A 14,413-nucleotide genomic window follows, 5' to 3' on the forward strand; every position below is an offset into this window, starting at 1 on the left:
GCTCGGCTGCGCCCGTCAGGCGGCCGTTCTCGCCGGTTCATGGATGATGCGGCTCTCGATCGGCGCGGCAGGGGGGCGCCGCCGCCGAAGGAAGCCCACAGGCAGCGCTGCGGCGTGGAAGAACCAGGCGACAACGGTGTAGAGCCCCATGCCGAGCCCACCCTTGCGAAGGCTCATCAACGCGACGATGCCGGCAAAGAGGGCGAGGACCAGCCCGAGAGCCAGCGCCTTGTCGGGCAGGAACAGCAGGATCGCGATGGAGAGCCCCCACCAGAGATAGACCGCGCTCCATAGCTTGAGCTCGGGGAGTTCCCGCAGGAGCTGGAAGAAATAGGGTTTGCCGAGCGACGCGCGCAGCAATTCGCCGACACCGTGCAGATACTTGTTCTTCCAGCGCCTCGTCAGGAGCCTGTAGGAATTGAGCGTATGGCCGAAATGCTGGACGAAGCGGCGGTCGAGCCGATGCAGTTTCCATCCGCGGCTCCGCAGGCGGATGCCGAGATCGATCTCCTCATGGCCATGCAGATTGCGGTCCGAGAGATAGCCGGCCTGCTCGATCGCGCTGCGCCGGTAGAGCCCGCCACCATTCATCCGGTCGATCGGGCCGGTTCTGTTCTCGGGTCCATTGCGCTGCACGCGTCTCGCATATTCGAGATTGGAGACCTGCATCTCCTCGACATGTCCGGTCACGCCGGCCACGGCAGGGTTCTCGACGAGAAAACGGATGGCAGCATCGAGGAAGCTGGCATCGACCAGCATGTCACCGTCGATCAGGCAGATGTACTCGTGGCGGGAATGCTGGAAGCCGAGCTGCGGCCCGATCCCGCAACTCGGGCGCGCCGGCGCGACGATCTGGGCGATCACGACCGGGTAGCCTGACGCGATCTCGACGGTGCGGTCGGACGAGCCGCTATCGGCGATGACCACCTCGCCCTGCAGGTCGCCAAGCGCCGCCAGTGCGCTCTCGATCGTCGCGGCGATGCGCTTCTCTTCGTTCAGGGTCTTGATGATGATCGAAACGGCCAATCGGGCCTCCAGTGTCGATACGAGCGCCACGACGTCAGAAATCGGTGAGCAGCCTGCTCCAGCTTTCCGATGCAAGGCCGCCGAAATAGATCTCGTTGCGGAGCGTGGCGTCCTTGATCTCGGCATGGCGCGTGACAAGGCAGAAATAGCCGCGGTGCTTGAAGGACAGCCAGCGCTGCCGCGATATTGCGTTCATCAGGAATGGCTGCGCCATCCCGTTCGCCTGGGCATAGCCCTCTGCGTCCAGATGCGCGAACATCTGGCCGGTGACGTCAAACTCGTGGCCCGCGGCGCATAGGAGGTTCAGGACGTTGGCTTCCCGACCCGTCTTGCCGAAGAAGAGGAAGGCGCCGATCACGCGGCCGTCCTCGGCGATTACGGTCCTGTACTGCAGGGAGCCGAGGCCCTGGTTCAGCGCGGCGACGCCGACGAGCCAGTCGAACTCKGGCTTTGACCAGACCGGCCGGATCGGAAAGCGTTCCATCATCGGGCCGGCGCAGCGGAAGAACTCGTCCGGACTGGCACTGATCGTCCGGCAGCCCGCCGCCGCGGCCGGGATCAGCGAGCGCCTTCCCCGGCGCAGCAGCCCATCGAACAGGCCGAGAAGGCGCAGGACGCCAGGGGACCGCAACAGCGGCACGTAGCGGCTCCACGCGATCGCCCCGGCAGCAAGCGGCCGGAACGTGCGCTGCCATTCGAGGCTCTGTACCGGCAGAACCACACCGCCTCCGGCAACCCAGTGATCGGCGCTGACCGGCGAGGCATTGTCGGAGAAGCAGAGATCCTGCCGGGCCGCGCGCATCTGCCGGGCAAGGCGCGCAGCTCCTGCCGCGCCCTCCTTCCCATCCGCCATGAAGGCGCAGAGAACCTTGGCGATGATCGGACGACCATGGACGGTGAATTCCATGGGAAGGGCAAGGATGGCGCTGGCAACGTTGCCGGCAGCACTGTCATAGACGATGCTGCCATGCTCCGGCCGGTAATGCGGGCTGCCGAAGAAGACCGTCTCGAGATATCCTTCCAGATCCGGCGCGACCTCGCTCTTGTGGCTACGGAAGGTCTTGCTGAACAGTCTTGCGATGATTGGGATATCGCGCTTCGTMATCGGGCGGACGCCACAACCGCGCGGAGGGCTCTCCTCGCCATTGGTCGGGCGGGATGACTGCAGATTCTGTTGCAGGTCAGCGTCCATGCGCGATCCCCGCAGAGAGACCTTGCTTGCGCGCCTCCTCCCTGTCCCTGTTCACGACATGCAGGAGTGCCCCCCAGGCCGCAGCCACCATGGCGATCTCGATCACGTAGAATGAAACGAAAGTCCCGGTGGGCGGGGCATACCAGGTCGCGCAGGCGGCAACCGCAGCGCCAATGACGCTGCCAAGTCCCATGACCGCGGCGCGGGTCGGCTGGTGGCCCGACGCTCCGAGCGCCTCAACCGCCACGGACCACATCGCCAGCGGTATCACCACCCAGCAGAGAGCCCTGACGAAGGAGACGAGCGAGACATAGTCCTTGCCGAACAGATAGGGCAGGACCGGCGCCAGCACGAAGACGGCGATCGCCGCCGCGATGCTGATCGCGGTGGCTGCAATGAGAACCTTCCTGACGCGGGGCAGGGCGTGCTGAAGGCCAGCCTCCGTCGCCTTGGCCGAACCCGGGTAGACCAGGCGATTGAGCGCCTCGACCGAGAGATAGCTGCTTTCCAGCATCCGTCGCGCCACGCTGTAGCTCGCCACGATTTCCGCTGTCGCGACGAGGCTGAGCACGAGCAGGTCGGCGTTCTGCCGGATCGCCCGCAGGATGAAGGGAATGCTGAAATAGAGCCCGAGCGGCAGCTCTTCGCGCACGATCCGGTATTTCGGCTGGCCCAGCCCGCGAATGGCGCGCCAGCATGCCAGCGCAACCAGTACATGGCAGGCAAACTGCCACAGCACCCAGGTCGCGAGCGTCGAAACACCGAAGACGATGCAGGCAAGGCAGGCGGCGATCGTCCGCGCGATGGCGAAGCTGACCACCACCGTGTTGGCCGAGCCGAAATCGGAATGGGCGATGAAGATCTGCTCGGCCAGCACGATGATGCGGACCAGCATGATATTCGTGACGAGCATCAGGGTGATCACTGCGACATTCGTCGCCGGATCGCTGGAGAGCGTGAAGAAGAAGGGCAGAGCCACCGCCCCGAGCAGGACCAGGAACACACCGCTGGCGGCCGTCAGGATGATGTTGTGGCCAAGCATGTCCGGATAGATCGCCCGGTCGCGCGCCACGCGGCGAACCAGGCATTCCATGGCACCGAGCCCGCACATATGGACCGCGATGTTCGAAATCGCGGTGATGGCGACGAAGAGGCTGAACTCATGGACGCCGAGCCAGCGGGCCAGGATGGCGAAGGTCAGAAGCTGTGCGGCGGAACTGATGACAAGGCTGCCGCCTGACGCGGCATAGGACACGAGCATAGGCAGAAACGCTCTGCGATGACTCGATCCTTTCGCGTTATCCGAAGCCATCCGGTCCTGCCTTTGACAACAACCGAGATAGCGGCACTCGGTGGCGTCCACCATCGACAATACGGCCAGTAACACGCAGAAATGATTGTGCGGTTAACACCCTCCGTTCACTTCATTTCAGCCTCCGTTTACCTGACCGCCATAGTTTCTCGCGGATGAATAAGGCGCTCAGCAAGGGAAGGGGCGTTCATGCCGCGCACAGTGTTGGATTTCGACGGCAAGCCCCGGCCCGGCCTGCATCGCTTCATGGGGGTGAGCCTGGAGCTGGCGCCTGACGTTCTCGTGCCGCGCCAGGAAACCGAACTCCTCGGCCAGAGAGCAGTCGCGATCCTTCGCGAACGGGCCGCTGCGGAGCCGATCGTGGTCGACATGTGCTGTGGCTCGGGCAATCTCGCTTTGGCGATCGCAGCCGAGATTCCGTCGGCGCGCGTCTGGGCCGCTGATCTGACCGACAGCACCGTCGAGCTCGCCCGCCGAAACGCTGAGCGCCTGGCATTTGAGCACCGTGTCACCATCAGGCAGGGAGATCTGTTCTCCGCTCTCGCAGGCGATGGCCTGGAGGGTGCCGTCGACCTGATCGTCTGCAACCCGCCCTATATCTCCACGTCGCGCCTCGAGGGGGAAAGCGCCCATTTGCTCGAGGCCGAGCCGCGCGAAGCCTTTGACGGCGGCCCTTATGGCATATCGATCCACCAGCGCGTGATCCGGGATGCCGTAGCCTTCCTCAAGCCGGGCGGCTGGCTGCTGTTCGAATTCGGCGAGGGCCAGGATAGGCAAGCGGCGGCGCTCATTGCCAGGACCAAGGCCTACGAATCCATGACCTTCGCCGCGAATGAGGCGGGAACGCCGCGGGTTGCCCTTGTCCGCAAGCTCCCGGAGTTCGGGCAGGCAACGTCCGAAGCGACAGGCCGACCGGCATGAGCGAGATCCGCCCGCTGGGCGCCGCCGATATCCCGGCGGTTACGGGGCTCTTTCAAAGGATATTCCGGGATCGCGGCGTGCCTCCGCCTCCCACGCTCGCGACCTATCTGCGTCGACACTATCTCGAAGCGCCGGGTTGCGATCCCGAGATCGCCCCCCTCGTCCATGTGTCTGGTGAGGGCGACATTTCGGGTTTCGTCGGCGTCAATGTGCTGCCGATGATTCACGGCCGCCGCAAGCTGCGCGCGGCGATCTGCGGTTCCCTGATGGTCGAGCGGCGGGTGAGCGACCCGATGGCCGGCGCGCGGCTGCTCAAGACCTTTCTCGCCGGGCCGCAGGATCTCTCGTTCAGTGAAACCGCCAGCGAGATCTCTGCGCAGATGTGGACGAGGCTGCGCGGGATCACCCTGCCGCAGTACAGCCTGGACTKGGTCCGCATCATCCGGCCATCGGCCTTCATGCTGGATCTGGCAGCGAGCCGGATCGGTGCGGTGCGGCTGCTGAACCCGGTCTCCCGGGGACTCGATCGCTATCTGCGCGGCAGGATGCAGGACAATKATCTGCGCTGGTCGGGCGTGCCGGAAAACTGGCATGTCAAAGGTGGTCTCAAGGTCGCCGAAATCGATCAGCCCGGCTTTGCCGCGCTTGTCGCTCCGCTGACGGAGCAGTTCGCGCTGCGTCCGGATTGGTCAGGCGAACAACTCGCCCATATCGTCGCCGAGGCGTCCGAGAAGCCCGATTATGGCGAGGCGGTGTATGCGTCGGTCACCTCGGCCAGCGGGGCGCCGATCGGCGCCTTTCTCTATCACGCCCGCCCGGGGCGGATCGCGCGCGTCCTTCAGGTTCTTGCCAGGCCAGGGCAGGCAGGCCCGGTCATCGATTGCCTGATCGGTCACGCGGCGACACGCGGCGTTGCCGGCTTGCGCGGCCGCACGCAGCCCGCGCTGCTGGAAGCCATGCTGGGCCGGCGCATTGCCTTCACCCACATCGCATCGACAGTCGTGCATTCGCCCGATGAGGAGCTCGTTCAGGCCTTCCGCAACGGGCAGGGCTTCCTGAACGGCTTGGCGGGCGAGCATTGGAACCGCCTGAACGGCGGCAGCTTCGACTAGTTTTCGCGCACCGAAGGCGGACAGGCCGCCGCCGGTGCGCTGGCCTCAATGTGCGATCTCGTCCACCGGGCGCACGAGCTGCGGCCCCAGGTGCAGGTAGCGGGTCGCCTTGCGCTTGGCTGCAATATCGGCCCAGACCCGTTCGACCTCGACGGCCGTCAACTGGGTGGCAGTGCCGACCTCTTCGGCGGTGAGGCCGTGATTGAGCCCGTAGAGGCACAGATCCATGCGGTCATAGGGCAGCGAGAAGTAGAACTCCTCCTGCGTCTGCTCGAGGGTGTAGGTGTCGGTCGTCGGCGGCCGCCTGCGGATCTCTTCGGGGATGCCGAGATGAGCCGCCAATGCATAGACCTGGCTCTTGTAGAGATGGGCGATCGGCTTCACGTCGGCGGCACCGTCGCCGTTCTTCACGAAGAAGCCCTGATCATATTCGAGCCGGTTCGGCGTGCCGATCACGGCAAAATTCAGCCGGTCGGCGTGATAATATTCGATCTGCTTGCGCGTGCGCTGCTTCATGTTGGTGGCGGCGACGATGCCGAGATAGACGGCAGGCGGCATGCGTAGCTTCGTCTGCCGGCCTTCGGGGTCCTGAACGACCAGATACGAGATGTTGTAGCCGTCGCCCGAGAGCGAGTTGGCGATGACGATCTTGGACGCCCAACCCGGCCCATACGCGGGTACGAGCTCGCGGATGAAGCCGTCGCGTCGTTCATAGCACCCCATGGCCTGCAGCGTCGGGCCGATATCCTCGACCGCAGCCTCGATCCCGAACGTGTCGGCGACGAGCCGGCCGAGCCGGAGGCTTTCAGGATCGGAATCGTTTTCCGGCATGAACAGGCAGAAGACGTTCTTGGCGCCAACGGCGCGGACCGCCAGCGCGACGGACACGCTGGAATCGATGCCGCCGGACAGGCCGAGCACGAGCCCGCGCTTGCGCATGCCGCGCAACTGCCCACGCAGTTCGGCGACGATCCGCTCCGTCTCCGCGGCGTTGTCGATCGTCAGCGTGGCAGCCGAGAAGGCGAGCAAGCTCGGGGCAGGGGGGAGGTTCATTCCGCTGCTCCCAGCGTTTCGGCGGCCAGCCTGCGGCTGACCTTTCCGGTATCCGTCTTCGGCAGTTCGGTGCGGAACGCGATGATCCGCGGCACCATGAAATCCTCGAGATGGACAGCGCAGTGGCGAATGATGTCCCGCTCGCTCAGGCTCGCATCCGACAGGACGACGAGGGCGGCAATGGCCTGGCCGAGCACCGGGTCGGGCACGCCCATCACCACCGCTTCGGCGATGCCGGGATGGCCGTGCAGCACCGCTTCCACTTCCTTCGGAGCGACCTTCTCGCCGCGCGTCTTGATGATGTCGTCCTTGCGGCCGACGAAATAGAGGAAGCCCTCCTCGTCCGTCCGGAAGAGATCGCCGGTGTGGAGGCGCTTCTCCCAAGGGTTCGGCCCTGGGCGCAGCATCTGTGCCGTTGCCGCCTCGTTGCGCCAATACCCTTGCATGACATGCGGGCCGCGGATCACCAGCTCGCCCGGCACGCCCGGAGCCACGCGGTTGCCCTCATCGTCGACGACCAGCGCCTCGGTGTTGGGAATGGCGATCCCGACCGAGCCCGGCCGGCGGTCGAGTTCTTCCGGCGGCAGATAGGTGCAGCGCTTGCATTCCGTCAGGCCGTACATCGAATAGAGCCGTACGCCGGGGAACAGTTCACGCAGTCGAGCGATGTGGGCGGGCGGCAGGGCTGCGGCCGTGTTCGAGAGATAACGCAGGCTCGGCAGGAACCCCGGCTCGAGATCGCGCATCTGCAGGATCATCGCGGCCATMGTCGGCACGAGCGGAAAACCAGTGACATTCTCAGTGCGAATGCGCTCGAAGATCGCCTGCGGGAAGGCGAAGGACTTTTCCAGGACGAGGGTCGCCCCAAGCTTCATCGCCATGAGGAACTGGTAAAGGCCGTAGTCGAATGCCAGCGGCAAGACGTTGAGGATGATGTCGTCGGGCGTATTGCGCAGATAGGTCGTGATCGAGTCGGCCGCCGCATCGATATTGCGATGCGTCATCATCACGCCCTTGGGCCGGCCCGTGGAGCCCGAGGTGTAGATCAGCATGGCAAGGTCGATATCGATGCCGCCATGACCGACTGAAGCTGGCGAGCCCTTCAGGCAATCCTCGAAGGACACCGCGCCTTCGAGCGGCCGGCCGGCCGGCGACTGCGTCGAAGCGACAAAGAGCGCCTGCCCTGGGACCAACGCGCGCGCCTGCGTCACAACCGGCAACAGTTTCGCCTGCGTCAGGATCGCGGCGGCCTCGCAATCGCCGATGACATAGGCCAGCTTGTCGGCCTTGGTCGAGGCGTTGATCGGGCTGAAGGTCGCGCCGGCCTTGAGAACCGCGAAGATCGAGACGGCGGCTTCCCAGCAATTGTCCATGAAGACGAGGACGCGGTCGCCCCGCTTCACGCCGCTTGCGGCGAGCGTGGTGGCCAGCCGGCTGGAAAGATCATCCAGCTCGTCATAGCGCAGCCGCCTCTGGTCGGTGACCAGCGCCGTTTTCGCAGCCTGTGCGGCGGCGTTCGTGACGAGGAATTGCTCGATCCGCATGAGCCTGTTGCTCCGCCCCTAATCGTTACGCCGTGACCGGAGCGGATACTTTCGACGCGATGAAAGCCGAGATGCGATCAAGCGAATCCAGGTTTGCGGGCACGATATCGGCATCGGCCACGGTGATCCCGTAGCGATCCTCGATGAAGGCCACGAGCTCGAGCACCCCGGTGGAATCGATGACGCCGTTCTCGATCAGCGACGCCGTACCGGCGAGCTCATGGCTGGTATCGCCGAACAGGAAGTTCTCGACGACGAAGGCCTTCACGCTGTCCCTGATTGTGTCGCTCATGTCTGTTCCTTTCCCGGCCGGTTTCAGGCGGCCTCTGATCTGCGGCCGCTCGTGCCGGTGAATGTCTGCAGCCAGAGCTGCGTCGAGAGGATGCCGACAAAGGCCGCGTTGTCGCGAAAGCCGGAGGCTGGGCGCGCGCTGCATTTCTCGTGCAGCTTTGCCACGGCCTTGGGATTGAACAGGCCGCCGGCTGCGACCTGCGCCTCGCCCATGGCTGCCCGGACATAATCGGCAGCACCCGCTCCGACGAAGGAGTGACTGTCCGGCGCGCGATAGGGCTGCTTTGCCCGTCGGCTGATCGAGGGCGGCAGCAGGTCCTTGGTCGCCTCGCGCAGGATGTGCTTCTCGACAAGCCCCTTCAGCTTCATCTCGGGGGGAAGCCCGGCGGCGAACTCGACCAGCTGATGATCGAGGAAGGGGAAACGCCCCTCGATGCCATGGGCCATCGCCATGCGGTCGCCCTGGCTGGACAGGATATAGCCCGGCAGAAGGAAGCGGGCCTCCAGATACTGCGCCTGATGCAAGGGGTGCCAGCGGCTGAAGGCCTCCGGCAGACGCGAAGCGAGTTCCTCGGCCGCGTCATAGCCCGATAGCGTGGCACGCAGGTCGCCCGAGAAGAACAGCTTCGTTGCCGCCGTGCCGTCGAGCCGCGGCCGATGCGAGAACAGCGGATCGTCGAGTGCCGCACCGTTCGCCCCGAAGAACGATGCGAGATATTCTGCGGATTGTTGCCTGAGGCCAGGCAGATAGGGATAGAGCTTGCGAAACAGGTGCGGCCTGATCCGGGAGCCGGGCTGCCTGCCGCAGAAGCGCCGAACCCGGGCCTCCTTGAAGATGTCATAGCCGGCAAAGACCTCGTCCGCGCCTTCACCCGTCAGCACCACTTTCAGCCCGGCCTCGCGCACCAGGCCGGAGAGTTTGAAAAGCGGGGCAGGTGCGGTTCTGAGGATCGGCCGCTCGGTGAAGCGGATCACGTCGGGAAAGACCGCGGCGATGTCGCCCTCGCCGCAGGCGACGGAACTGTGCTGCGTCCCGAGTGCCCGGGCCATTTCCATCTGGAAGGCGCTTTCGTCATGCTCGGCGCTGTCGAAGGTGACGGAGAAAGTCCTGAGGCCGCCAGGCGCCATGCCCGCAGCAAGCGCAGAGGTGATCGAGGAATCGAGCCCGCCTGAGAGATAGGAGCCGACCGGGACATCGGCCCGCATGCGAATCCGGGTCGCCTCGGTCAGCAGGGCGCGCAGTTCCTCTGCCGCAGCGCGTTCATCGGTGTGCCGGGATGGCGCATCCCGGTCGGGATAATCCAGGCTCCAATAAGGCCGCGTCGAGACGCTGCCCTCCTGGACGATCATGAGATGCGCTGGTTCCAGCTCGAAGATGTCGCGGAAGGCCGTGCGCGGCGCGATCGGCGCCCATAATGTGAAAATCTGGTCGAGGGCGACGGGATCGATCTCTGCACTCACGCCCGGGACCTGAAGAAGCGCCTTGACCTCTGAGCCGAAATAGAACCGATCGCCCTGCCTTGTATAGAACAGCGGCCGGACGCCCATGCGGTCCCGGGCCAGAACCATGCGGCGGCGCCGGCCATCCCAGAGCGCGAAGGCGAAATCGCCATTGAGGACGGACAGGCAATCCTCGCCCATCTCCTCATAGAGATGCAGGATCACCTCGGTGTCGCTCGACGTCCGGAAGCGGCGCCCCTTTGCGCGCAGCTGCTCGCGCAATTCGACATAGTTGAAGATCTCGCCGTTGAAGGCGATCGTCAGTTCACCCGTCGCATCGGACATCGGTTGCTGGCCATCCCCCAGGCCGACGATCGACAGTCGCGCATGTCCGAGACCTGCGTCCTTCGCCGTGAAGAGCCCTTGCTCGTCGGGACCGCGATGCGCAATCGCGGCCGTCATCCGTTCAAGGAGTTCCCTCCCATCCCGGACCGCGCCGAAATAGCCCCCAAATCCGCACATGCCGAGATGCTTCCAAGTCCTTCGTGTCCGGTTGAACTATAGCCAATCCTGGGCGAGCAAGCGTTAACGCTTGGGGATATCCATGCGAATGGTAAATTTCGAAGCACCCGGCAAAGCCCCAAGTTCTTGATTAGACTTCGGATCAAGGCCGAAGATCGACGTCCCAAGGGATCTGATGACGCAGCTGGACTTTGCCGCAAGATCGAGGGCCGGATTGTCGTTCCCGGATGCGGTGTTCTCGTTGCGATTAACGTAAAATTCAGGGCCGGAGCATACCCCTAGGGCATGTTTACGGGGGATAGGCGCGTCTCTTCCGTCTAGAGTTGCGTGCTGAGGGCGAAGCGGATGTACGGGCCGAAGGAGTCGGAGCAGCGACAAGCGCCTCTGCCGACAGGCCATTCCCGGATTCGCTCGGAATCGCTGCGCGATGATGCAGCCTCGTCTTCTGGCGCACGCTCCGATCCGTCGTCTCACTCCCCGCAGTCGAGCCGGGCGCAAGGTTCATTCGGGAGTGGAAGCCCGATTGCCCGTCTCCGCTTGCTCGCCGATGTCGGGGCCGACGACATCCTCGTCTGGCTGCGGCGGGGAATAGGCATGATCGTTGCCGCCATCGTCATCTGCGTCGCCACGGCGCTGGTCTATGCGGTGACGACGCCGCCTCGTTATACCGTCTACACCGATATCCTCATTGATCCCTCGAACCTGAACGTCGTCCGGGACGACGTCTTCACGACCAATCCGCAGCGTGATGCACAACTGCTCGAGGTCGAGAGCAAGCTCAGGGTCCTGACCTCGCGCAACGTCCTGGCACGGGTCATAGACCGGCTCGACCTGACCAATGATCCGGAGTTCGTGCAGCCTGGCTATCTGTCGGCGCTCAGGAGCCTGATCTCGTCCAGGGATGCCAGTCAGGACAATCGCCTTGCCGTGATGCGTGCGTTGGCCGAACGGGTCGAGGCGCGGCGCGAGGAGCGCTCCTTCGTCGTGGTCATGAAGCTCTGGGCGGAAGACCCCGAGAAGGCTGTCGCGATATCCAACGCGATTGTCGAAGCCTTCGAGGCCGAGCTTTTCCAGTCAGCGGCCGAAAGCGCCGGCCGGGTGGTGAAGAACCTCAATAACCGCCTGGATGAGCTGCGCCGCAACGTGACCGAGGCGGAGCGGAGGGTGGAGGATTTCCGGCGTGCGAAAKGGCTGCAGTCCAATAATGGCGAGCTCGTCAGCACGCGGCTCTCGGGCGAGCTCAATACGCAGGTTCTGGATGCACAGCAGCGCTTCATTCAGGCGGAATCGCGCTACAGGCAGATGAGTGCAGCGATCGCAGAGCGGCGGGCAGCCAGCGCGTCGATCTTCGATTCCGCGACCATGACGAGTCTGCGAGCGCAGTATAATACGCTGCAGCAGCAGATCGGGTCGATCAGGGCGACCTTTGGCGCGCGCCATCCGCAGCTGATCACAGCATTATCCGAACAGCAGGTGCTCGAAGGAGCACTGTCCCGCGAAGCCCGCCGCATCTTCGAAGGCGCGAAGGCCGACTTCAACAGGGAACAGACGACGCTCAGAGTACTGCAGGACAAGGCGGGCGACGGGAAGTCGAACGTCTTCACCGACAACGACGCCGAAGTGCAGCTGCGCGATCTACAGCGCGACGCGCGCGCCAAGGCGGCGATCTACGAAACCCACCTGGCGCGTGCCCAGCAGATCGGTGAGCGCCAGCAGATCGACACCAGCAATGTGCGTGTGATCTCGTCACCGATGCCRCCCAAGGCGCGTAGCTGGCCACCTCGTACGTTGATCCTGCTGGCGGCGGCGGTGATGCTGGGCCTTATGCTCGGGATTGCAGCGGCCCTGGCGCGTGGGGCCTGGACCTATATCCGTCACCCGCAGCCCGCGGCTGCTTGAGGGGCGGCCATGGGAAGCGCCGCCAAGGGGGAGGCAGATCGAGGAGAGAAGCTGAGGGAGACTGTCGGCACCGCCCTGTTCATGGCGATCTTCCTGTTCTTCTGGATTTCCCTCAATCCCTTCGTCGACCTGACCGGCGAGGCCGTGCTGGACCCCAGCGCCGGCAACTCCAACCTGATGAACCAAGTCGTGTCGCTGCTGCTGTTCGCGGGCACGCTCGCCTACGGTTTGCTTCACCCGATGCGCAGCATCATCCTGCAGCCGCGCGTGCTGTTGGGCCTGCTGTTTGCCTGGTTCTTCCTGGTTTCGCTGATCTCGTCCTACCCCATGCTCGGGATCAAGGGGACCGTTCTCGCCGTCATGGTGACGGTCAATGCCAGCATCTATCTGCTGCTGCCGGCCTCCGAGAGGCATTTCGCCAAGATGCTGGGCATCGGTACGCTCATCATGCTGGGGGTCAGCTATTACGGCATCCTGTTCAAGCCGCTGCTGGCGATCCATCAGGCTTCCGAGCTGCGCGAGCCGATGAATGCCGGTTTGTGGCGCGGGCATTTCCCGCACAAGAACAGCGCTGCAGCGGCAATGGTGGTCGCTTCGTTCTTCGGCCTCTTCGTCATGAATGCCTGGTCGCGGATCGCGGGCATGACGATCCTGTGCCTGTCGTTCCTCTTCCTGATCAATACCGGCGGCAAGACCTCGACGGCCATGCTGCCGGCTATCCTTCTGCTCGCATGGGTCTTCGAGAAGGTTCGCTTCCTGCGCATTCCGATCGTCATCGGCGGTGTCGGGGCGTTCAACATCTTCGCGATCGGGGCTGCGGTCTTCAGGCCGCTGGGCGATTTCATCAACGAGCTCGGGATCGATGCGACTTTTACCAACCGCGCGGATATCTGGCGGTTTGCCGTCTCCGAACTCGCGGACCGGCCACTGACAGGATACGGCTTCAAGGGTTTCTGGCAGACATCGGAGCTCGTCCACAGCGGCGGCTCGATCGAAACCTGGGCGGTTGCCGCGGCAAACGGGCACAATTCCTATCTCGACGTCGCATTGATGACGGGAATCCCCGGGCTTTTGCTGACGCTGGTCTGGCTCGTCGTCCTGCCGCTCCGCAACATTTCGCGGCTGGAACCCGACGCCGAGCACTCGCATCTGACTCGGCTCTTCACCCGCATCTKGCTCTACGCCATCTTCAATGCCGGCCTCGAGAGCCTGTTCTTCGAAGGTGGCAACTCGCTTTGGTTCACCTTGCTGTTCGCGCTTTACGGCCTGTCCCTGCAGGCCTCGGCCGCGCTGGCGCCGGAGCGCCGGACCCAGCCGGAAGGGGCCGTCGCGCATGCCTAGCGTATCCGAACGCCTTGGAGCGAAGGTCGACAGCCTGAGCAACCGGCTGATCTGGGGGCTTGCGGGCTCCAGGCGCCGCCTGGAGACGGACACCCCGCTGGTCTCCTTCACCTTCGACGATGTTCCAGATTCTGCCCGTAGCGAGGGAGCATCGATCCTCGAGAAATATGGCGTGCGTGGCACGTTCTATATCGCCGGAGGGCTTGCGGGGCAGGTCGAGCCGAACCGGGTGCTGATAACACCGGACGGGTGCCGGGATCTCGCCGAACGCGGTCACGAAATCGGCTGCCACACCTTCTCGCATCGCAGGATCCGCGACATTCCCGGCGCCGATCTGTCGCGCGATCTGGACCGCAATGCCGACTATCTCGCGCAAGCCGGCATTTCCGCGGAGCCGGCCAATTTCGCCTTTCCCTACAATGCGGCATGGCCTCTGGCGCGACCCGAATTCCGCCGGCGCTTCCGCACATGCCGCGGGGCCGGCGAAGCCATCAATCGCGGTGCGGTCGATCCCCTGATGCTCAAGGCCGTCGAGATTCGCCAGCCCGATCCGGAGGCGCGCGCCCTGACACGCTGGATCGACGAGGTGGTCGCCATGCCCGGCTGGCTCGTCTTCTTCACGCATGACATCGCACCCAACCCGACATCCTATGGGTGTACGCTGGGCACATTCGAGCATCTGGTGCGTCACGCGGTCGAGCGCGGATGCGCGGTCCAGCCTGTCGATCGCATTCTGGATCGGATCGGCTGGTGAGGAGCC

At 64.4% G+C, this 14,413-nt stretch carries 12 protein-coding genes; 5 read left to right on the forward strand and 7 right to left on the reverse strand.

Features of this window, described 5'->3' with window-relative positions; genetic code table 11:
* Positions 1-15: 15 nt before the first annotated feature.
* From AC1DIO_RS16955 to AC1DIO_RS16965, 3 genes are read right to left on the reverse strand one after another with little or no spacing between them, the layout of a single operon-like run.
* A complete protein-coding gene (locus AC1DIO_RS16955) occupies positions 16-1,026 on the reverse strand; it encodes a glycosyltransferase family 2 protein (protein WP_441507055.1) in 1,011 nt (336 codons plus the stop codon).
* 34 nt (positions 1,027-1,060) lie between these two features.
* Entirely contained in the window at positions 1,061-2,218 is a 1,158-nt protein-coding gene (locus tag AC1DIO_RS16960) for a GNAT family N-acetyltransferase (protein WP_476853730.1), read from the reverse strand.
* A complete protein-coding gene (locus AC1DIO_RS16965) occupies positions 2,208-3,530 on the reverse strand; it encodes a lipopolysaccharide biosynthesis protein (protein WP_441507057.1) in 1,323 nt (440 codons plus the stop codon). Before AC1DIO_RS16965 ends, AC1DIO_RS16960 begins: the two co-directional genes overlap by 11 nt.
* Before the next feature lie 189 nt (positions 3,531-3,719).
* On the opposite strand from AC1DIO_RS16965, the gene AC1DIO_RS16970 reads away from it, so the two are divergent.
* Together AC1DIO_RS16970 and AC1DIO_RS16975 are read left to right on the forward strand one after the other, a co-directional pair.
* On the forward strand, positions 3,720-4,451 hold the full coding sequence (locus AC1DIO_RS16970; protein ID WP_441507058.1) for a N5-glutamine methyltransferase family protein: 732 nt from the start codon (positions 3,720-3,722) through the stop codon (positions 4,449-4,451).
* Positions 4,448-5,563, forward strand: a complete 1,116-nt coding sequence (locus AC1DIO_RS16975) for a hypothetical protein (RefSeq protein WP_476853731.1) — start codon at positions 4,448-4,450, stop codon at positions 5,561-5,563. Before AC1DIO_RS16970 ends, AC1DIO_RS16975 begins: the two co-directional genes overlap by 4 nt.
* A gap of 45 nt (positions 5,564-5,608) precedes the next feature.
* Here AC1DIO_RS16975 and nadE read toward each other — a convergent pair whose 3' ends face one another.
* From nadE to asnB, 4 genes are read right to left on the reverse strand one after another with little or no spacing between them, the layout of a single operon-like run.
* Positions 5,609-6,616, reverse strand: a complete 1,008-nt coding sequence (gene nadE, locus AC1DIO_RS16980) for an NAD(+) synthase (RefSeq protein WP_476776371.1) — start codon at positions 6,614-6,616, stop codon at positions 5,609-5,611.
* Positions 6,613-8,160: a class I adenylate-forming enzyme family protein gene (locus AC1DIO_RS16985; RefSeq protein WP_441507061.1), complete on the reverse strand. Its 1,548-nt coding sequence runs from the start codon at positions 8,158-8,160 to the stop codon at positions 6,613-6,615. Before AC1DIO_RS16985 ends, nadE begins: the two co-directional genes overlap by 4 nt.
* Before the next feature lie 25 nt (positions 8,161-8,185).
* Positions 8,186-8,452: an acyl carrier protein gene (locus AC1DIO_RS16990; protein ID WP_441507062.1), complete on the reverse strand. Its 267-nt coding sequence runs from the start codon at positions 8,450-8,452 to the stop codon at positions 8,186-8,188.
* A 23-nt stretch (positions 8,453-8,475) separates the two neighbouring features.
* Positions 8,476-10,413: an asparagine synthase (glutamine-hydrolyzing) gene (gene asnB / locus AC1DIO_RS16995; protein ID WP_441490892.1), complete on the reverse strand. Its 1,938-nt coding sequence runs from the start codon at positions 10,411-10,413 to the stop codon at positions 8,476-8,478.
* A 345-nt stretch (positions 10,414-10,758) separates the two neighbouring features.
* On the opposite strand from asnB, the gene AC1DIO_RS17000 reads away from it, so the two are divergent.
* The 3 genes from AC1DIO_RS17000 to AC1DIO_RS17010 are packed head-to-tail and all read left to right on the forward strand — an operon-like array spanning position 10,759 to position 14,407.
* A complete protein-coding gene (locus AC1DIO_RS17000; protein WP_476853732.1) occupies positions 10,759-12,312 on the forward strand; it encodes a GumC family protein in 1,554 nt (517 codons plus the stop codon).
* 9 nt (positions 12,313-12,321) lie between these two features.
* A complete protein-coding gene (locus AC1DIO_RS17005; protein ID WP_476853733.1) occupies positions 12,322-13,653 on the forward strand; it encodes an O-antigen ligase family protein in 1,332 nt (443 codons plus the stop codon).
* Positions 13,646-14,407, forward strand: coding sequence for a polysaccharide deacetylase family protein (locus AC1DIO_RS17010; protein ID WP_441507065.1), 762 nt, complete (start codon positions 13,646-13,648; stop codon positions 14,405-14,407). Before AC1DIO_RS17005 ends, AC1DIO_RS17010 begins: the two co-directional genes overlap by 8 nt.
* The last annotated feature ends 6 nt before the right edge of the window (positions 14,408-14,413 follow it).

The organism is Allobosea sp. 05T439 (genome assembly GCF_056396005.1).

Excerpts from the sequence above, each read along its gene's own strand:
- nadE (WP_476776371.1), bottom strand. The coding sequence starts at position 6,616 with ATGAACCTCCCCCCTGCCCCGAGCTTGCTCGCCTTCTCGGCTGCCACG.
- asnB (WP_441490892.1), bottom strand. The coding sequence starts at position 10,413 with ATGTGCGGATTTGGGGGCTATTTCGGCGCGGTCCGGGATGGGAGGGAA.
- AC1DIO_RS16965 (WP_441507057.1), bottom strand. The coding sequence starts at position 3,530 with ATGGCTTCGGATAACGCGAAAGGATCGAGTCATCGCAGAGCGTTTCTG.
- AC1DIO_RS16970 (WP_441507058.1), top strand. The coding sequence starts at position 3,720 with ATGCCGCGCACAGTGTTGGATTTCGACGGCAAGCCCCGGCCCGGCCTG.
- AC1DIO_RS17010 (WP_441507065.1), top strand. The coding sequence starts at position 13,646 with ATGCCTAGCGTATCCGAACGCCTTGGAGCGAAGGTCGACAGCCTGAGC.
- AC1DIO_RS16990 (WP_441507062.1), bottom strand. The coding sequence starts at position 8,452 with ATGAGCGACACAATCAGGGACAGCGTGAAGGCCTTCGTCGTCGAGAAC.